An 18780-nucleotide genomic window follows, 5' to 3' on the forward strand; every position below is an offset into this window, starting at 1 on the left:
GCGGCCCATGCCACACATCAGCGATCGCGTCGTTCTGAGGGCTTGGCGGCAACGCGGCGAAACAGGACGCATCCATTACGTGGCCGCCAAGGCCGGTGGTGGCGAGCGACGCCTCTACGTTGACGAGGGCAACGCTCTCTACACAGTCCTCGAAGGTCACCTTTTGGCGCTTGGCTACACCGGTCCGGCAAGCGACAAGACCGACGGCGAGTAAGCGACGCTGGAGAACGCTGGATTAGTCGGCTGTGCCGGCCGGGACTACCCAGGCGGTGGGCTGGCCGGTGATCGCGGTGATGAGGTCGAAGTCGCCGTCGTAGTGCAGGACGGTGACTCCGTGCCGTTCGGCGGTGGCGGCGATCAGCAGATCTGCCATCGACAGCGCTCGGTGGTTTCCCTTGTGCAACGCCTGCACCTGGATGTCGATCGCTCGATCCCAGACTTCGTCGGGCATGGCCAGCCACCGGAAGCCGCTCAGTAGCCACCTGGCGCGCTGGGCATCCTTGGCGGTGCGGGCGCTGTGGATGACCTCTATCTCGACTGCTCCGCAGACGGCGAGCAGCCCTCGGTCGGAAAGTTCGCCGAGCACAGGGGATACGCGTGGCTTCGGCCAGCGGGCGAGGGCTGACTTGTCCAGCAGGTAGTGCTCGTGATTCACGCTGCGTCCGGCTTGGCCGCCTCGACGGGACCCGTCAGATCGGGCAACCCTCCGCTCTTGAGCCAGTCGGCGAACTGCCGCCGCTTCTCGCGGTCGACGACGGCCTTGAGGGCAGCGTTGACGGTGGCCTTCTTCGTCGTGGTGCCAAGGATCTTGCCGGCCTCGGCGAGTAGTTCGTCATCGACATCTAGGATCGTCCGGCTCACGGTTGCCTCCTCTGGTGGGCGATACTCACCGATGATATCAATCTGACGCCTTATTGATATCAGAGCCGGCTGAGTCGCCATGCTGACATCCGACATGGATACGGGTCGCTCGTCGGGATAGTTGCGAAGGTGGCGACGGTGCTCGATGACGGTGATGATCCGTACGTCTGGTTGGAAGATCTGGACGGTGCGGACGCTGCCGGGTGGGTGCGGGACCGCAACGCGGAGAGCATCGCCGGGCTGACCGGGGGCGAGCGGTTCGCCGCCCTGCGGACGGATATCCGGCAGGTGCTGGATGCCGAGGACCGCATTCCCTACCCCGGCTGGCGCGGCGACCACCTCTACTACGGCTTCTGGCGGGACGCGACCCATCCGCGAGGGCTGTGGCGGCGCACCACCCTCGACCAGTACCGCCGGCCCGAGCCCGAGTGGGACGTGCTGCTCGACCTGGACGCGCTGGCCGTCGAGGAGGGCGAGAACTGGGTCTGGCAGCAGGCGACCGTGCTGCGTCCCGGCTACCAGCGCTGCCTGATCAGCCTGTCCCGGGGCGGCGCCGATGCGGTCGTGGTGCGGGAGTTCGACCTGGTGCGCCGGGCTTTCGTCGAGGACGGCTTCACGCTGCCCGAGGCGAAGACCGGCGTCTGCTGGATCGACGTCGACCACATCTACGTCGCCACCGACTTCGGGCCCGGTTCGCTGACCTCCTCCGGGTACCCGCGCGTGCCAAACGGTGGCGGCGAGGCACGCCGCTGTCCGCGGCCGACGTCGTTTACGAGGGGCGCGCGGACGATGTCGCCGTCTACGCCTGGCACCACACGACGCCCGGCTTCGAGCGCGACTTCGTGGGTCGCAGCCTCGATTTCTACCGCACCGAGAACTACCTGCTGACCGATGTGGGCGAGCGGATCCGGATCGCCGTGCCGGAGGACGCCCAGTGGGACGTGCACCGGGAGTGGCTGCTGATCCGGCTGCGCTCGCCGTGGACGGTCGGCGGGGTGACCCACCCGGCGGGTGCGCTGCTGGTAACCCGGTTCGACGCGTTCCTCGCCGGTCAGCGGGAGCTGGCGGTGCTCTTCCGGCCCGACGCCCGTACCGCGTTGAGCGGCTATTTCTGGACCCGCAACCATCTGATCCTGGCCACCCTCGTCGACGTGCGGAGCCGGCTGGAGGTGCTGACACCCGGCGATACGGGCTGGCGGCGGGAGCCGCTCGCGGGGGTACCGGAGTTCCACCACAGCCGGATCGTGGACACCGACCCGGACCACAGCGACGCCTACCTGCTCGCGTCGGAGGGGTTTCTGCAACCGGCGACGCTGCGGCTCGGCCAGGTCGGCGGCGCGGTCGAGACCCTCAAGAGGGAACCGGCGTTCTTCGACGCGGACGGCCTGACGGTACGCCAGTTCTTCGCCACCTCGGCCGATGGCACCCGGGTGCCGTACTTCGTGGTGGGGGAACCGGGCGCGGCCGACGGGCCGACGCTGCTCACCGCGTACGGCGGTTACGAGGTCTCCCTGACCCCGCACTACAGCGGGGTCATTGGCCGTGGCTGGCTGGCCCGGGGCGGCAGCTATGTGGTGGCGAACATCCGGGGCGGTGGCGAGTACGGCCCCGAGTGGCACCGGGCCGCGCTGCGGGAGAACCGGCCCCGGGCGTACGAGGACTTCGCGGCGGTGGCGACCGACCTGGTGGCGCGCGGGATCATCACGCCGGAGCGGCTCGGCATCGAGGGCGGCAGCAACGGCGGGCTGCTGATGGGGGTGATGCTGACCCGCTACCCCGCGCTCTTCGGGGCTGTCGTCGCAAGCGTGCCGGTGCTGGACATGCGGCGCTACCACCGGCTGCTGGCCGGGGCCTCGTGGATGGCCGAGTACGGGGACCCGGACCGGGAGGCCGACTGGGCCTACCTGCGGGAGTACTCGCCGTACCACAATGTCCGCAGCGGCCGACGGTACCCGCCGGTCCTGCTCATCACCTCGACCCGGGACGACCGGGTGCATCCGGGACACGCCCGCAAGATGGCGGCCCGGCTGCGCGAGCACGACCACGACATGTCCTACTACGAGAACGTCGAGGGCGGGCACGGCGCGGCGGCCAACAACGAGCAGCGGGCCTTCGTGTGGGCGCTGACGCTGGAGTTCCTGTGGCGGAAGCTGACCGGGCAACCGCACGCGCCCCTACCGCGCCAGGTCTCGCCGGACGACGCGGTTGAGCCGGCCGGCCGTAGACTCTGGCGGTGATCGAGCTGAAGGCGCTTCAGGCGCAGGTCAAGACCCTGGTGGAGGATCTGCGCGGGCAGGTCGCGGAGGCGCCGGGCCTGCGGGCGGAGCTGCGCCAGGAGTACGACCAGGCGAAGGCCGCCGAGCGGGTCGGCGGCAGCTTCGAGACGTGGCTCGACGACGTGCTCGACCAGGCGGCGGTGGCCTGGGTGCTGGGTTGTGTGTTCGTCCGGTTCTGCGAGGACAACGAGCTGGTCGAGAAGCTCTGGATCGGTGGTGTCGACCCGGCCGCGCCAGCCGAGCGGGCGGTGCAGCACCGGCAGGCGTACCTGATCGCCAACCCCCGGCACAACGACCGGCACTGGCTGCGGGAGGCGTTCGGCTACCTGGCAGAGCTGAAGGCCACCGGCAAGATCTTCGACCAGCACAACCCGCTGTGGCGGTTCGACATCTCCGGCCAGGCCGCCGAGGAGCTGAGCGACTTCTTCCGCCGGGGCGCTGGGCAGGAGTCGCTGCGCCGCGACGACCTGAACACCCGCTTCTTGGGGGACCTCTACCAGGACATGTCGACGCACGCGAAGAAGACGTACGCGCTGTTGCAGACGCCGGAGTTCGTGGAGGAGTTCATCCTCGACCGGACTTTCGAGCCGGCGGTCAAGGAGTTCGGCCTCGCCGCGACCAGCGTCATCGACCCGACCTGCGGCTCCGGCCACTTCCTGCTCGGCGCTTTCCACCGGCTGGTCGACAAGTGGCAGGAGCGGGAGCCGGCCACCGACATCAGGGTGTTGGCCGAGCGGGCGCTCGGCCAGGTGACCGGCGTCGACATCAACCCCTTCGCGGTGGCGATCGCCCGCTTCCGGCTACTGATCGCCGCGATGAAGGTGTGCAGACTGACCAAGCTGGAACGCACGCCCGCCTTCCCGGTCCGGGTGGCGACCGGCGACTCGCTGCTGCCCTGGGGGGCGTTCAGCTCTCGGGCGCAGGGCGACCTCTTCGCCGCGTCCGAGGGGCGGCAGGTCTTCGCGTACGAGAGCGAGGATGCCGACCTGCTCAGGGACTACCTCGCCGAGAACCAGTACACGGTGGTGGTCGGCAACCCGCCCTACATCACTGTCTCCGACAGCACCCGCAACCAGCTCTACCGCAGCATCTACCCGACCGTCTGCCACCGGCAGTATGCGCTGACGGTGCCGTTCGCCAAGCGCTTCTTCGACCTGGCCAAATTGTCGGACGAGCACGGCGAGAGGGCCGGGCACGTCGGCCAGATCACCGGCAATGCCTTCATGAAGCGCGAGTTTGGCAAGCACCTGATTGAAAAGTATTACGCGCATGAGGTCGAGTTGACCGAGGTCATCGACGCCTCCGGCGCCTTTATCCCGCACCACGGCACGCCAACCGTGATCTTGGTGGGCCGGGCCAACAAGCGGCGTCGCTCACCTGCGCTGCGTACTGTTCTCGGGGTGCGCGGGGAACCGTCGAGCCCCGACAATCCAGCCGAAGGAATGGTGTGGCAGGCGATTGTGACCCAAGTCGACAGCCCCGGCTCTGAATCTGATTGGGTCAGCGTCACTGACCTGCCCCGTACCCAACTCGCCACGCACCCTTGGAGCCTTACGGGCGGCGGTGCGGTTGGGCTGATGACACGCCTTAATTCTTTTGCGTCACGCCTCTCCGCCGTCGTGGAAGAGATGGGGCTGGCAGTCATTACGGGAGAAGATTCGGCCTTCCTCGTCGACAATAACCGCGCCGTTAGGTCAAAGGTAGACATGTTGAGGGCTGCGGTCGAAGGAACTGAGGCTCGCGACTGGTGGATACAAAAGCCGGCCTGGCTCATTTCGCCATATATTGATGGATTCGCTCTAGATGAATCGATCATCGGAAAGACGAAGCGCTATCTCTGGGGCTTGCGCGAAACGCTTCACCTGCGGAAGCGCTTCAGTGTATCGCTTCGTGATCGAGGTATCTCATGGTTGGAATGGCGCGAGGTGTATCCCTCGAAGCTTGAAAAGTCATTGGTTATATCTTTTCCGTTGGTTGCAACTCATAACAGCTTCTGTTTAGATCGTTCCGGATATATAAACAAGCATTCTGTGACAGTGATTACTTTGCCAGCGGAGGCGAGGGAGGACGACTACCTGCGACTGCTTGGGGTGCTGAACAGTTCGACTGCCTGCTTCTGGCTGAAGCAGGTCAGCCAGCCTAAGGCCGGCGGCGGCGTCGGTAGGGGAATGCAGGACGAAGCATGGGAAGAGCGCTACGAGTTCACCGGTACGAAGCTGCAGGAGTTCCCACTGCCGGAGGCGTACCCGTTTGAGCGGGCCAGGGACTTGGATGGGCTGGCGCAGCGACTGTCTGGCCTGACGCCAGTGGCGGTTGCCGCGTCGGGGGTGCCTACGCGCCGGCGGCTCGCGGAGGCCGAGGCGGAGTACCACTCGGTGCGGGCGCGGATGATCGCCATTCAGGAAGAGTTGGACTGGGAGGTCTACCGGCTCTACGGGCTGATCGACGAGGACCTGACCTGCGCCAACCCGCCGGAGCTGGCGCCGGGGGAGCGGGCCTTCGAGATCGTCCTGTGCACCAGTGAGGCGCGGACCGCATGGTTTGACCGGCACGAATCCAAGCCCATCGACAGGCCGCAACCGCACTGGCCGGCCGAGTACCGCTCGCTGGTGGAGCGACGGATCGCCACCATCGCGTCGAACCGACATATCGGGCTGATCGAGCGACCGGAGTGCAAGCGGCGGTGGTCACAAAAGCGGGACAAGGAGAGATGGGGCTGGGCTGAGCAGGAGAAGGCTGCGTTGCGGGACTGGCTGCTCGATCGGTTGGAGGCCGCGGAGCTGTGGGGCGAGCAGCCGACGCCGCTGTCGGTGGCGCAGCTCGCTGACCGGGTCGGCCACGACCAGGATTTCCGGGCGGTGCTGGACCTATGGGTCGGGCACGACAACTACGACCTGACCAGGACGCTCGGCCTGGTGATTGCCGACGAGCATGTGCCGTACCTGCCGGGGCAGCGGTACAAGCCGTCCGGGCTGCGCAAGCGTGCGCAGTGGGAGCGGACCTGGGCGTTGCAGCGCCGGGAGGACGCGGGGGAGAAGGTCGAGATCGAGGTGCCGCCGAAGTACGCCTCGGCCGACTTCATCCGGCCGTCGTATTGGCGGGCGCGAGGCAAGCTCGACGTGCCGAAGGAGCGGTTCATCTCGTATCCGCAGGCGGGGCGGGACAGCGACGGTAGCGAGCTGTTGGGCTGGGCCGGGTGGGACCACCTGAAGCAGGCGCAGGCGCTCGGCACCGTCTACCTCGACCGGAAGACGCAGGAGGCGTGGCCGGCGCATCGGCTGCTGCCGCTGCTCGCCGGACTGATGGAGATCGAGCCGTGGCTGCACCAGTGGCACTCCGGCGAGGAACCCGGCTTCCCCGGGTCGCCCGCCGAGTTCTTCACCGACTTCATCAACGCCGAACTGTCCCAGCTCAGCTCCGACCGCTCGGCGCTGTCGCTGCTCCGGGGCGTACCTGACTTGCCACAAGAAGACCTTGGACCTAAAGCTCAGCGAGCTTGACTGCTGCCTTAAACGGCGCTGAGTTACCCCTTGGAGGGAGTGTGTTCGTGGTTGCCCGCAGCATCGGCCTCGCAACCTGCGAGTGCGGCTCTAAGGTTGGCTGCTATGCCCTCTGTCTGGTAAATCGGTAATTCTTCAACGTCGCCCCATTCTGTGCCTCCTTCGGGCAGTGTTCCCGCGACGTGAAAGTGAACGTGTGGAATTGTTTGATGCGCCGGAACGCCATTGTTTTGCCAAACGGCTATGCCCGGCCGTTGCTCTGTCAAGTCGATAGCTCGCGCTGCTCGCCTGACCAAGTCCATGATCGCATGTGATTCCTCCTTCTTTAACTCAAGAAGCGTTGGGCAATGTCGGACGGGCACGACCAGCAGGTGAGATGCGCCTCGCTGCTCGCGTGTCACCAAAGTTGCTGCTAATTCTGAGCGCTCGAGAATCGAGTATGGCCTCTTTCCGGAGAGGTAATCACAAAAGGCGCAACGTTCTGCCGGGGGAACCTGAATATGTGACGTCATTTTAGACGTCCTGTAGTGATTTCAAGAAAGCTTGAAGTTCCAGCATGTCAAGCCGCTCCACATCTTCAGGACGAACGACGATGTCTAGTCGATCACAAATCCGTGCATGACGAGATGCAAAGATAAACGACATGGCGATGAAGCGAATTGAGTCCTGGGCGGGAAGGATCTGAGAGAGGCGTGCAAGCCCGCCGCCCACTACAGGTATCGCTACGGGATCGCCATTGGCGCGGGCTCCAACCTCGCGCCAAAGATTTTCCAGGCTCCGCCATATGCCATCCATAGTCGCATGGGCCTGATTTGCTTCATCCATCTCGCCGTAGGCGACGCAGAAATAGTGCTTGCGCTGGTGTTGAATAGTGACGACCGTGCCCGTTGCGTAGCGGGTTTTCTTTCCAGGCTTCTCGATCTGTCCGATGGGTCTGTGCTGCGCTAGCCCCTGTTCAAGGTCTATGTCCAGTGCCGCCACATCATTCGAATACACGCGGTGAAGGAACTGCCCTTGAATACTGTGGGGGTGAATGACGTGAGGGATCTGACTATCGAAAGTGGTTGTCATGCCGATGACCAAGTTGTCCTCTTGAGAGAACAGGTCGCCCTCTACAATTCGAATTTCTGTATTGGGCTTCGAGTAGGCTTGGGATACCGGCCGCGGGTATGAGCGGATCGCCGCATAGAGTGCCGCTAGCAGTAGAACCGCCAGGAGGAAAGGGAAATGTATTTTGGAGATGGCGTTAGGTTCGAGAACGTCGTATAGGCCGAAGAGTACTGCAATCAGGCCTACGCACGAAAACATGTGGGTTGCGAACATTCCCCAGAATCGGAAACGCCTGATATCTCGCAGCGCGCCTAGCTTGCTCATAACCCCAGGTCTTCGTAAACTTCCGGATTGTAGTGGTAGGGGCCTCTGTTGTTGCTGCTAGCAAAGGCAGGTGCGTAGTCGTCCAGTGCCAGCTTTATAATCGCGGGCTGGAACGAAACCGAAAGAGTGTAGTAGTCGGCGTCGAGCAAAGGCTGAGGAATGAAGTTGCGGTCGACGTACCGATCGCCATCCAGATTGGCGACAACAACCGGCAGTCTGAGTCGAAGAATCGCGCCGACCTCATAGGCTAAAAATGAAACCCCGTCACCACCCTTGTCTTTGCCGGCCTTAGATCCAAGAAGAACCACCTGTTTGGCGTTCCTAATTCTCTCTCTGAGCCTTGCCTTGATGGATTCAGGCTGACTTGAGTCTCGAGCCTTATAGAGATCATGGGCATCGTAGAAGTTGAAGTCGATGTGCTGGTTATCGCGCCATGCCTCCATCAGCCAGTAGTGCTTGATGTCCTCGCTGGCAAACGCGACGTAGGTCTTGTTTCGGTAACTCATGATCTCCCCGAGGGCTAGCTGCTCACATCTGGGTCAGCCCGGCGGTCTGCGCCGTTCGAGCCGCCGGTAGTGCATAGCGCACGAAGTGTACCGGAGGCTAGCGGATTAGCGCTTGCGTCAACCCTTTGGGAAGAACGCGCCCGTGTTCAGGATTTGCCCGTTTAGGTCAAATAAGGCCGAGCGCCCAATTTGTGGCCCGCTGATGAGTTATCCGATCAGGGCGGGGGTGAAAGCGCCTGTTTGGCCGTGCCGAAAGCCCGGCTCCAGCGTGGCCTTCGACCGCCTAGCTGCGGAAGCCCGCACGCTTAACTGCATCAATGAAGACGAACCAGGTGGCCGGGTCGACGGTGAGCACTGGGCCGTTCGGGTCCTTGCTGTCGCGCAGCCCGACGACGCCCGGGAGATTGTCGGCGACCTCGACGCAGTTGCCGGAGCCGTTGCTGCGGGTGCTCTTGCGCCAGGTCACCGGGGCCTGGTTGACCTCTTCCACCCGCGCCGTCCTCTCATAGCTCGTCGATCGCCCCCTGGATCAGGTCGCGCGACTCGCGAGCGCTGGCCGCTGTGGCGACCAGGTGCTCGAAGACGCGGCTGTACTCCCTGACCTGTTGGCCTTCGAGATAGAGGCTACCCGCGCGGGTCTCGACGTAGACGACCCCCGGATCGGCCGGCTCGGGGAAAGTCAACACGCTGAAGGCGCTGCCCATCGACCCGTATTCGCCTGCCCCGAAGGTCAGGATCTGAATGGTGCGGCCAGGTCGGTCCGCCTCCTCGGCCAGCTGCCGCAACTGTGCCTGGAAAGCCTCAGCCCCGCCGACCGGCCGCCGTAGGGCTGCCTCGTCCAGCACCACCCAGAGCTTCGGGGGACTGTCGGCATTCTGGCGACGCATCCGCAACTCCACCCGGCGGTCCACCTCGTCCTCGGGGGCGTCCGGGTGCTCGGCACGGATGACCGCGCGGGCGTAGTCCGCTGTCTGAAGCAGGCCCGGGATCAGTTGCGGCTCGAAAGCGCGAATCTCCGACGCCTCGGCCTCCAGTCCGACGTAGACCTCGAACCAGTCCGGCAGGACGTCGTCATACGCCTGCCACCAGCCGCGCTTGCGGGCGTCGCGGGCAACCTGGACGAGTGCGTCCACCTCTTCGCCCTCGACGCCGTACAGCTCAAGGAGGCCACGGGCGACCGGTGGCATGACGGAGACCTGCGCGTTCTCGATGCGGCTGATCGCCGACTTTGAGATGCCCACCTCCTTGGCGGCCTGGTCGGCGGTCATGCCGGTCTGCTCGCGGAGCCGACGAAGTGCGGCGGCAAGGCGTCGACGTCGGACGGTCGGACTTCCAGTCATGCCCGTCAGTGTGGCGGAACGGGACAGCCCTCGCAACGACACCCTCCCGAATCGGGAGTTGCGTAAAGGGCGCAGTTCGCTGCACGATGAGTGAGGTCACGGGTCGGCTGAGTCACGAAAGGTGCTCGTCCTTCGGGCTGCTCGGCAGGCCCTGCTGCCGTACTGCTGATTGAAGGCTGCGGTGGTAGGTGCCGGGGTGGGTCCGCCGGTGCGGGGCGGGCCGGTAGGCCCACCCCTTCCACAGGTCAATCTCGACGGTGAGAGGCAGGTCCTGTCATGCGTGTCTTCTTCCGGCGTGCCCGGCGTGCCCGGCGTGGTCAGCGGTCGGTCAGCGGGCCGAGCTGCTACCGCTCGGCGGCCTACGATCCGCTGCGCCCCTGCCAGGTGCGGGAGCAGGGCTTCCGGCCGACCCCGTTCGGTCGGCGTGGGCTCGACCCGCAGGAGGTGCGGGAGTTCCTCGACCGGGTCGCCGGGGACCTGGCCGCCGTCTACGACGCGCTCACGCAGAGCCGGCGGGAGACCGGCCGGGTCAAGGACGTGCTGCGCCGCTCGCAGTCCGAGCAGGCCCGGGCCCGCAACGAGCGGGGGTACGACCGGTGACTGAGCGCTGGGTCATCCACCTGCCGGTGGTCGTCAACGACCTGGTATCCGCCCAGCGGCTCGCCCGGGTGGTGGCGCACTGGACGCACGTCCTGCCGCAGACCGAGCCGGGCGGCACGACCGTGTCGGCCGAAGACGACCAGAACGTACGCCACTGGGTCTTCTGCGACCGGCTCATGGCGGGCGGCCGGCGGTGCCTGCTCCGGCCCGACCACGACGGCGAGTGCTCCCGGCGGTTCCGGCGGCGGTGAGCGCGGCCGAACGGATCTCCTGATCGCCCGGTCGGCGGCTGGGACCTGCGGCGATGACACCTTAGGATCGGCGGGTTGCCGGTGACGCCGGCGTCACGGGGAGCTGGTGGGGGCGAGGAGCGGCGATGACCCTGTTGCGGGACGTGATCGAGATTCCGACCTCGGTCGGGGACGGGGACTTCGTCGTCCGCGCCGCCGAGGGCGCCGACCTGCGCCGGTACGTCGTCACCGACCAGCTCCGGGACAACTTCGCCGAGGCGCTGCGCCGTATCGGCCACGCCGTCACCACCGGCCGTTCCCAGGCGATGTTCCTGCACGGGTCGTTCGGCTCCGGCAAGTCGCACTTCATGGCGGTGCTGCGGGAGATCCTCCAGCACAACCCGGCGGCCCGCGAGGTGCGTGGCCTGGCCGAGCCGGTCCTCGCCGCCGACCCGTGGCTGCGCGACCGGAAGCTGCTCACCCTCACCTTCCACATGCTCGACGCGCGCTCGGTCGAGCAGGCGATCCTGGAGGGCTACCTCAACCAGATCACCGCGCTGCACCCGGAGGCGCCCGTTCCCGCCGTGCACCGGTCGGACGCGATGCTCGACGACGCCGCCCGGCTGCGCGGGCGGATGGGCGACGAGGCCTTCTTCGCGGCGCTGCGCGACGGTGGCGGCGCACCCGCGGCCGGTGGCGGCCTCGGGCTCGCCGCGTTGCGCGCCCAGGCCGACGGCTGGACCCCGCAGAGCTACGCCGCCGCCGCGGCGGCGGCGCCCGGCACCGAGCAGCGGGACCGGCTGGTCAGCGCGCTGACCAGCACGTTCTTCACCGGCGCGGTCCGCAGCGGGGAATACCTCGACCTGGACACCGGCCTCGCCGTGATCACCCGGCACGCCAAGGCCCTCGGGTACGACGCGCTGGTGCTCTTCCTCGACGAGCTGATCCTCTGGCTCTCCACGAAGATCAGCGACCACACCTTCGTCAACACCGAGGGCGCCAAGCTCAACAAGCTCGTCGAGTCGGCCGACGCCACCCGGCCACTGCCGCTGATCTCGTTCGTGGCCCGGCAGCGCAACCTGGAGGACTTCCTCGGCCCCCAGGTCGGCGGCACCGAGCGCGAGGCCCTCGCGCACGTCATGCGCAGCGTCCAGGGCCGGTTCGGCGAGATCGCCCTCGCCGACACCAACCTGCCCGAGATCACCGAGAAGCGCCTGCTCAAGCCGCTCACCGACGAGGGCCGAGCGGTCATCGACAACGCGTTCGCCGCCGTGAAGGGCAACCGGGAGGTCTGGGACGCCCTGCTGCTCGGCGCCCAGTACGGCGACGCCGGCATCGGCTCCGACGCCGCCGCCTTCCGCAAGCTCTACCCGTTCTCGCCCGCGCTGGTCGCCACCCTGGTCGCGCTCTCCCAGGCGTTGCAGCGCGAACGCACCGCGCTGAAGGTGATGACCGAGCTGCTCGTCGACCGGCGGGACACCCTCAAGGTCAACGACCTGATCGGGGTGGCCGCGCTCTTCGACCCCCTCGTCCTGCACGGCGAGCTGCCCGACCGGCCCAAACTCAAGCAGCTCTTCCAGGCCGCACGCACCCTCTACACCCAGAAGCTGCGCCCCATCCTGCTCAACCTCAACGGCATCACCGAGGAGCAGGCGGCTGGCCACCAGCAGTTCCAGCTCGACGACAAGCTGGTCAAGACGGTGCTGCTCGGCGCGCTGGTCCCCGAGGTGCCGGCCCTGCACAACCTCACCGCCGCCAAGCTGCACGCGCTGAACTTCGGCTCGATCACCTCGCCCATCCCCGGCTACGAGCGGCAGATCGTGCTCAACCGGCTCAACCGGGTCGCCGACGGTGCTGGTGAGCTGCACCTGACCAAGACCCCCGACCCGGTGGTCAGCCTCAAGCTGCACACGGTTGACTACGACAAGCTGCTCGACCTGGTGCCCGAGCGCGAGGCCACCACCACCGGCGTCCGGCAGCAGCTCATCCGGGAGATGGTCACCGCCGAGATGGGCATCGCCGGCAGCGAGGGGCAGCTTGGTGAGATGCTGCACGCGCGGGCCTGGCGCGGTCGATCCCACACCATCCAGGTGAAGTTCGGCAACGTCCGCGACCCCGACACCATGCCGGCCTCCGCCCTGATCGCCACCGGCGAGGCGTGGCGCGTCATCATCGACTACCCGTTCGACCCAGAAGGCTACGAGCGCAGCGCTGACCGCGCCCGGATCGAGAGCCTGGAACGGGGCTCCCGGACCGTCTTCTGGCTGCCGTTCTACCTCACCGACGAGCTACTGGGTAAGGTCGGTCAGCTCCTGAAGATCAATTATCTGCTCGGCAACGGCACCGGCGACCGTCTCAATTCGCTGGCCGCCGACTGGCCCCTTGCGGACCGGCAGCAGGGCAGGGTTTACCTCCAGCAGCGCCAGACCCAACTGCGCGGCACGCTGATCAGCGCCATGATGCAGGCGTACGGGGCGGCCACGTCGCGCGGCTCGGACGTGCAGGACGACACCATCGGCGTGTTCCACACCCTCGCCGAGGGCCTGCACATCGGCGACCCGCGGGGCGGCACCCTCGCCGAGGCGTTCGCCAACCTGACCGGCGAACTCCTCGCGTGGTCCTACCCGGGGCGTCCGGCCATGCCCGACGACGAGAAGCCCGTCACCCGCGGCGAGATGACCAAGATCCTGGAGTACGCCCGACTGGCCGCCGCCGACCCCGCCCGCGGCGTCAGCGTGCCCAACCCGGTCGACCAGCGCATCCTCCGACGGGTCTGCAACAACCTGCGGCTCGGCGAGCTGATCGAAGGCCGCTACGTGCTCAACATGAGCACCTGCCGGTGGAGTCAACACCTGCTCCAGGCCGCCGCCAACGAGGGCTACATCGACCACTTCCCGGTGCACGTGCTGCGCCGGCTCATCGACGAGCCCGCCGCGTTCGGCTTCGACCGGGAACTGCAAAACCTGATCATCGTCGTCTTCGGGCTGGAGCAGCAGCTCGCCTGGTACCAGCACGGCGGCAAGGTCGACGTGACCAACCTCGCCCTCGTGCGGGACGAGCTGGAGCTGCGCCACCCACCGATGCCCGACGAGCAGGCCTGGGCAGACGCGGTCCGCCGGGGTGCGGCGCTCTTCGGCGGCGCGCTGCCCGTCTGGCGGACGCCGGCCAACCTCAGTGAACTCGCCGGAACGCTGCGCACGGCAGCGAGCACGCGCACGAAAGCGGTCGGCGACCTCGTCCAGGCGCTGGAAGCCCACGCCGATGTGCTGGGCCTGGACACCTCGGCCCCGACGGGCCGGCTCGCCACCGCTCGCCGCGCGGCCCGACTCGTGACCGAGCTGGCCGCCGAGCGCGACGACGTGGTGCTCATCGAGACGGTTGCCCGTGCCGACCTGGGCGACGTCGACGACCAGGCCATAGGAGAGCTGCTCAGCCAGGCGGGAACCATCGTCGACGCCATGGCCCGTGGCCACCAGTGGTCCCTGCTCCAGGCGATCTCGGCCCGGGCCGCCCAGGACGAGCAGGCGCAGGCAATCATCGGGCAGCTCCGGGAGGTCGCCCGACACCAGCAGCACGGCCAGGACCTGGTGGACGCCCTCCAGACGGCAGTCGACGCCTCGGCGGCGCTGCTCGCCACCAACCCGCCGCAAGACCGCACCGTCACCCCCCGCGAGACCACGCCGAACGGCGGGGGGACGATCCCCACCGTCACGGTGCCGGGGCAGCAGCAGCCCCGCGAGCCCGAATCTGCCGGGGTGCCGGTGGATGGCGTCCAGCCAGGAGGTGGCAGCCCCGGTGATGCGGCCCAGATCCACGGGCCAGATGGGGCGGGGTCGGTCGAGGTGCCCGGTGGCGGCGGGCGGATCGTAGTCGCCCAGCAGCATCGCGAGGTCGCTGACGTGGAGACCTGGGAGAAGGTCGCCGCCGAGATCGCGGCTGCGGTCACCGCCGGGCGGCGGGTCACGGTCACCTGGGAGATCCGGTGACCGGCTCGGCGGTCGCCCGCCTCGCCCACCAGGGAGCCGGCGCGGCGGGATCCGTGGCCGGTCGTCCTGAGGTGGCATCGTGAGCGTGCCGGTCGGCGTCGCCCAGCCCGACGCGATCCGCCGCAAGGTCGAGGCATGGCTGGCCGAGAGCGATTCGGCGGACGCCATAGCGCTGACCGCGCGCCCCGACGGGCCGGCCCAAACGGTGTTCAGCATCAACGGCTGTCGGGTCCGGGTCGTTCCGTGTCCCACTCCGCTGGCCGCCCGCGCCGCCCTGCACGATCGAGCCGACGGTGAACGGCTGGTCCTGTTGACCGAGCTGACCGACAGCGAGCTGGGTGACGGGGTCCTCGCCCACCTCAGCAAGCAGACCGTGCGCAAGATCGACCCGTGGGATCTGGTCCGGCAGATGTTCGGCGGGGTGGCCGCCCTCGACCCGACCCTGGTTCGGGTCGGACGCTGGGTCGCCAACGCGCTCACCGACCACGCCCCGGCCACCGGCTGGCCCGCTCCGCCAGGGGCGATCCTCACCCGTGACCACGCGCTGCGCAGCCTCACCTCGGAACTGCTCGACCTGCCACCCGCCGAACTCGACGACAGCGGCCTAGTGCAGTGGAGCACCGACGCGCGGCGGCAACTGCGCTTCACCCAACTGCCGGAGGCCGTCGCCGACGGCATCACCGCGTACCTGACCGGGACCGCCGGCCATGCCGCCGTGCCGATGATGGCCGCCGTACGCGCCGGACACGGCGTCGACGTCATTCCGTTGGGACTGCTTGCCGGGCTGCTCTGGCCCACCGGCACCGGTGGCGCCGTCCAGGTGGAGGCAGCTGTCGGTCGTACCCGGCTGGAACCCCGGTTCGGTGGCCTCCGGCTCACCCCTCAGCAGGCCGAGGCGCTGCACCAGGCGGCCGAGGCGTGGGTCTACCGGACGGTCGAGTCGGGGGATAACGGCCGGGACGAGGCGATGCGGATGCTGCGGCGGGCCGAGGCGATCGCCGCCGAGGTGGGCATCACCGCGCTGCTCGGCGCGTCCGCCGTCCTGCCCAGCGGATTCGTCCAGCGGCTGCGAGCGTTCGCCGACGCCGTACGGCTCGCCGTGCCGGCTGGTGGGTCGGCGCTCGCGGCCGCGGTGGCCCGAGCACAGTCAGCCCTCGCCGCGGTGGAGGCGCACCGGGCCGCCGAACCGCGCCGGCTGGAGACCGCGCGGATGGCCGTCCGCCTGCTGCGCTGGCTCCACACCACCGACGGGCCGCCACCGGCCACCCTGCTCGACGCGCTGCACCGGCAGATCCGGCAGGACGGCTGGGTCGACCGAGCCCGGCTCGACGTCTTCGCCGGTGACCCCGACCAGCAGGTCGCCGAGGCGTACCGCCTGCTGCACCGGGCCGTCGATGCCCGCCGCTCTCGGCACGACCAGCAGTTCGCCACGCTGCTCGCCGCCGCCACCAGCGCCGAAGCGGAGCCCGGTGCGCTTCTGCGCGTCGAAGACGTGCTCGACCGGGTGGTCCAGCCGGTCCTCGACACCGGTCGCCGGGTGCTGCTGCTCGTCATGGACGGCATGGGTGTCGCCGCCGCGACCGAGCTGGCCGAGTCCGTCACCCGGACCGGCACCTGGGTGGAACTCACCCCCGACGGCGGCCCGCGTACGGGCGTGTTGGCGGCCCTGCCCACCGTGACCGAGGCCAGCCGGTGCAGCCTGCTGAGCGGGCGCATCGCGGCCGGTGGCCAGCAGGCCGAGCGGAAGGCGTTCGAGCAACGGTTCGCCGCCGGGCGGCTGCTGCACAAGTCGGCGTTGCGGGCCGGAGCTGGAGCAGCCCTGGACCCGGACGTGCTCGCTGCCCTCGACGACCCGTCGATTCCCCTGGTCGCCGCCGTGATCAACACGATCGATGACGCTCTGGACCGCAGCGACCCGGGTACCACTGTCTGGGGCGACGACACCATCATCGCCGTCGGCGACCTGCTGGCCTCTGCGGCCGACCGGGTGGTGATCGTCGTTTCCGACCACGGCCACGTCGTGGACCGTGGCCCCGAGTCGGTCACCCTGACCAGCGCCAGCGGTGAGAACCGGTGGCGACCTCCCACCGACCCGCCCGGCGACGCCGAGGTGGCAGTCGCCGGCAGCCGGGTGGCGCTCGGCGGCGGATCCGTCGTCCTGCCCTGGCGGGAGGAGGTGCGGTACGGGCCGCGCAAGGCGGGCTACCACGGCGGCGCTGCGCCGGCGGAAGCCGTCATCCCGCTGCTCGTGCTGAGCGCCGGTGACGACCTCGCCGTGCCCGGCTGGGCCGGTGCGCCGGTGGCCAGCCCGGACTGGTGGCGGGAGCCGTTGACGGAGAACACGCCACCGCCGGCCGACTCCGCGCCGGCAACCCGACGTCGCCCGCGCCGGCCCGTCGAGCAGCAGACCGACGGGCTCTTCGACCTGGCGCCGGCGGTCGTCGCGCCGGCCGCCGCACCGCAGCCCGTCCCCACCGCGCCCGACCTGGTGGCGACCCTGCTCGCCAGCGAGCGCTACGGCCAACGGCGCGACCCCCGTCTGCCCCTGGCCGACGAACGGGTCGCCGCGCTGCTGGGAACGCTGATCGCCGGCGGTGACCGGGCGACCCTCGACACCCTCGCCGCCCGGTCCGGCGTACCGGCGCACCGGATCAACGGCACGATCACGGCGTTGCGTCGGCTCCTTCAGGTCGAGGGATATCCCGTGCTCACCCTCGACGCGGACGGACGCACCGTCCACCTCAACCGCGCGTTGCTGATCGAGCAGTTCGAGCTGGAGCCTCGGTGACCGTGGAATTGTCGGCCCGCCGCCGCCGGGACATCGTCGACGCGCTGCGCCGCGGTGTCGTCCCGAGCAACGGCCTCGACGCGCTCGCGGTCGGGCTGAACAGGTTTACCGCCGCCCTCGACGACGACCTGGAACGGGTCACCAGCGGCGGGAGCGTCTTCAAGGCCGTGCGCGGCGAATACGGGGCCGGCAAGACCTTCTTCACGCGCTGGCTGGCCGAACGCGCCAAGCGGCGGGGCTTCGCCGCCGCCGAGGTGCAGATCTCCGAGCTGGAGACACCCCTGCACCGGATGGAGACCGTCTACCGCAGGCTGGTCGAACACCTCAGCACCGAGCAGTTCGCCCCGAGCGCCTTCCGGCCCGTACTCGATGGTTGGATCTTCGCGCTCGAAGAGGACGTCCTAGCCGGCGGCGTGGTCGCCGAGGACGATGCCCAGGCGCTGGATCGAGCCGTCGGCGAGCTGTTAGAACGACGGCTGGGCGACATCTCGCGGAGCACCCCGGGCTTTGCCGCGGCGTTGCGCGGCTACCGGGCCGCTACCGCCACCGGTGACCACCTCACCGCCGACGGCCTGGCCGCCTGGCTGGGTGGGCAGCCACACGTCGCGGCGTCCGCGCGGCGGGCAGCCGGGGTCAAGGGCGACCTTGACCACTACGGCGCGTTGAGCTTCCTGCAAGGACTGCTTACCGTCCTGCGGGACAGCGGCCACCAGGGGCTGCTGCTGGTGCTGGACGAAGTCGAGACGCTGCAACGGGTGCGCTCTGACGCACGGGACAAGGCACTGAACGCCCTCCGACAGCTCATCGACGAGGTTCACGCGGACCGGTTCCCTGGACTCCTGCTCGTGATCACCGGGACGCCCGCGTTCTTCGACGGCCCACAGGGCGTCCAGCGGCTCGCGCCGCTCGCGCAGCGGCTCGCCACCGACCTCGGCCCCGACCCGCGCTGGGACAACCCCCGCGCCACCCAACTGCGACTACCCGGGTTCACCGTCGACGCCCTGGTGGAACTCGGCAGCAAGGTCCGGGACATCTACGCCAGCCCCCAGGTCGACGCCCGGGTGGACGACGACTACCTGGCGACACTGGCCCGCGCCGTCACCGGCGCGCTGGGCGGTCAGGTCGGGGTGGCACCCCGCGTCTACCTCAAGAAGCTCGTCGCGGACGTCTTCGACCGGGTGGACCAGTTCGCCGACTGGGACCCGCGGCGGAACTACGCACTGACCCTGCGGACCGACGAGCTGACCGAGGTGGAACGCAACGCCGCCGCTCGCGCCGACGACATCGAACTGACGCTCTGACGTGTTGCCGGACCTCGA

General features: G+C 68.3%; 16 protein-coding genes. 9 read left to right on the forward strand and 7 right to left on the reverse strand.

The genetic code is table 11. From position 1 onward, the window contains the following. The first annotated feature begins 7 nt into the window (after positions 1–7). Positions 8–214 carry a hypothetical protein gene (locus tag ABZU53_RS05895; protein ID WP_355064137.1) on the forward strand — a complete coding sequence of 69 codons (207 nt, stop codon included), beginning with the start codon at positions 8–10 and terminating at the stop codon, positions 212–214. Between the two features lie 21 nt (positions 215–235). Here the strand turns inward: ABZU53_RS05895 and ABZU53_RS05900 are convergent, their stop codons facing one another. Together ABZU53_RS05900 and ABZU53_RS05905 are read right to left on the reverse strand one after the other, a co-directional pair. Then, positions 236–655, reverse strand: coding sequence for a PIN domain nuclease (locus ABZU53_RS05900; protein ID WP_355064138.1), 420 nt, complete (start codon positions 653–655; stop codon positions 236–238). After that, positions 652–861, reverse strand: coding sequence for a type II toxin-antitoxin system VapB family antitoxin (locus tag ABZU53_RS05905; RefSeq protein ID WP_350794902.1), 210 nt, complete (start codon positions 859–861; stop codon positions 652–654). Before ABZU53_RS05905 ends, ABZU53_RS05900 begins: the two co-directional genes overlap by 4 nt. Before the next feature lie 138 nt (positions 862–999). Between ABZU53_RS05905 and ABZU53_RS05910 the strand changes: the two genes are divergently transcribed. From ABZU53_RS05910 to pglX, 3 genes are read left to right on the forward strand one after another with little or no spacing between them, the layout of a single operon-like run. After that, positions 1000–1749 carry a hypothetical protein gene (locus tag ABZU53_RS05910; protein ID WP_355064141.1) on the forward strand — a complete coding sequence of 250 codons (750 nt, stop codon included), beginning with the start codon at positions 1000–1002 and terminating at the stop codon, positions 1747–1749. Continuing rightward, complete coding sequence (locus ABZU53_RS05915; RefSeq protein ID WP_355064142.1) at positions 1704–3098, forward strand: prolyl oligopeptidase family serine peptidase; 1395 nt, start codon at positions 1704–1706, stop codon at positions 3096–3098. The genes ABZU53_RS05910 and ABZU53_RS05915 overlap by 46 nt, the downstream gene beginning before the upstream one ends. Further along, on the forward strand, positions 3095–6637 hold the full coding sequence (gene pglX / locus ABZU53_RS05920) for a BREX-2 system adenine-specific DNA-methyltransferase PglX (protein WP_355064144.1): 3543 nt from the start codon (positions 3095–3097) through the stop codon (positions 6635–6637). Before ABZU53_RS05915 ends, pglX begins: the two co-directional genes overlap by 4 nt. Positions 6638–6660: 23 nt before the next feature. Here the strand turns inward: pglX and ABZU53_RS05925 are convergent, their stop codons facing one another. The 5 genes from ABZU53_RS05925 to ABZU53_RS05945 form a co-directional block, all read right to left on the reverse strand. Continuing rightward, positions 6661–7149, reverse strand: coding sequence for an HIT domain-containing protein (locus ABZU53_RS05925; protein WP_355064146.1), 489 nt, complete (start codon positions 7147–7149; stop codon positions 6661–6663). Position 7150: 1 nt separating this feature from the next. After that, entirely contained in the window at positions 7151–8011 is an 861-nt protein-coding gene (locus ABZU53_RS05930) for a macro domain-containing protein (RefSeq protein WP_355064148.1), read from the reverse strand. Then, positions 8008–8517, reverse strand: a complete 510-nt coding sequence (locus ABZU53_RS05935) for a TIR domain-containing protein (protein WP_355064150.1) — start codon at positions 8515–8517, stop codon at positions 8008–8010. Before ABZU53_RS05935 ends, ABZU53_RS05930 begins: the two co-directional genes overlap by 4 nt. 283 nt (positions 8518–8800) lie before the next feature. Next, entirely contained in the window at positions 8801–9007 is a 207-nt protein-coding gene (locus ABZU53_RS05940) for a DUF397 domain-containing protein (RefSeq protein WP_355064152.1), read from the reverse strand. Between the two features lie 13 nt (positions 9008–9020). Further along, on the reverse strand, positions 9021–9857 hold the full coding sequence (locus ABZU53_RS05945) for a helix-turn-helix transcriptional regulator (RefSeq protein WP_355064154.1): 837 nt from the start codon (positions 9855–9857) through the stop codon (positions 9021–9023). A gap of 276 nt (positions 9858–10133) precedes the next feature. Here ABZU53_RS05945 and ABZU53_RS05950 point away from each other — a divergent pair, with 276 nt between their 5' ends. The 5 genes from ABZU53_RS05950 to brxD all read left to right on the forward strand — a co-directional run bounded on the left by ABZU53_RS05950 (position 10134) and on the right by brxD (position 18762). Then, positions 10134–10457: a DivIVA domain-containing protein gene (locus ABZU53_RS05950; protein WP_355064156.1), complete on the forward strand. Its 324-nt coding sequence runs from the start codon at positions 10134–10136 to the stop codon at positions 10455–10457. Further along, the gene (locus tag ABZU53_RS05955; protein WP_355064158.1) at positions 10454–10708 is read left to right on the forward strand and encodes a hypothetical protein; all 255 of its coding nucleotides are present in this window, start codon (positions 10454–10456) and stop codon (positions 10706–10708) included. Before ABZU53_RS05950 ends, ABZU53_RS05955 begins: the two co-directional genes overlap by 4 nt. A gap of 125 nt (positions 10709–10833) precedes the next feature. Then, positions 10834–14673, forward strand: coding sequence for a phage resistance protein (locus ABZU53_RS05960; RefSeq protein WP_355064160.1), 3840 nt, complete (start codon positions 10834–10836; stop codon positions 14671–14673). A gap of 79 nt (positions 14674–14752) precedes the next feature. Continuing rightward, entirely contained in the window at positions 14753–17461 is a 2709-nt protein-coding gene (gene pglZ / locus ABZU53_RS05965; RefSeq protein WP_355064162.1) for a BREX-2 system phosphatase PglZ, read from the forward strand. Beyond that, on the forward strand, positions 17458–18762 hold the full coding sequence (gene brxD, locus ABZU53_RS05970; RefSeq protein WP_355064164.1) for a BREX system ATP-binding protein BrxD: 1305 nt from the start codon (positions 17458–17460) through the stop codon (positions 18760–18762). The genes pglZ and brxD overlap by 4 nt, the downstream gene beginning before the upstream one ends. The last annotated feature ends 18 nt before the right edge of the window (positions 18763–18780 follow it).

This window comes from Micromonospora sp. NPDC005194 (assembly GCF_040608335.1).
In the GTDB taxonomy this organism is placed as follows: domain Bacteria; phylum Actinomycetota; class Actinomycetes; order Mycobacteriales; family Micromonosporaceae; genus Micromonospora.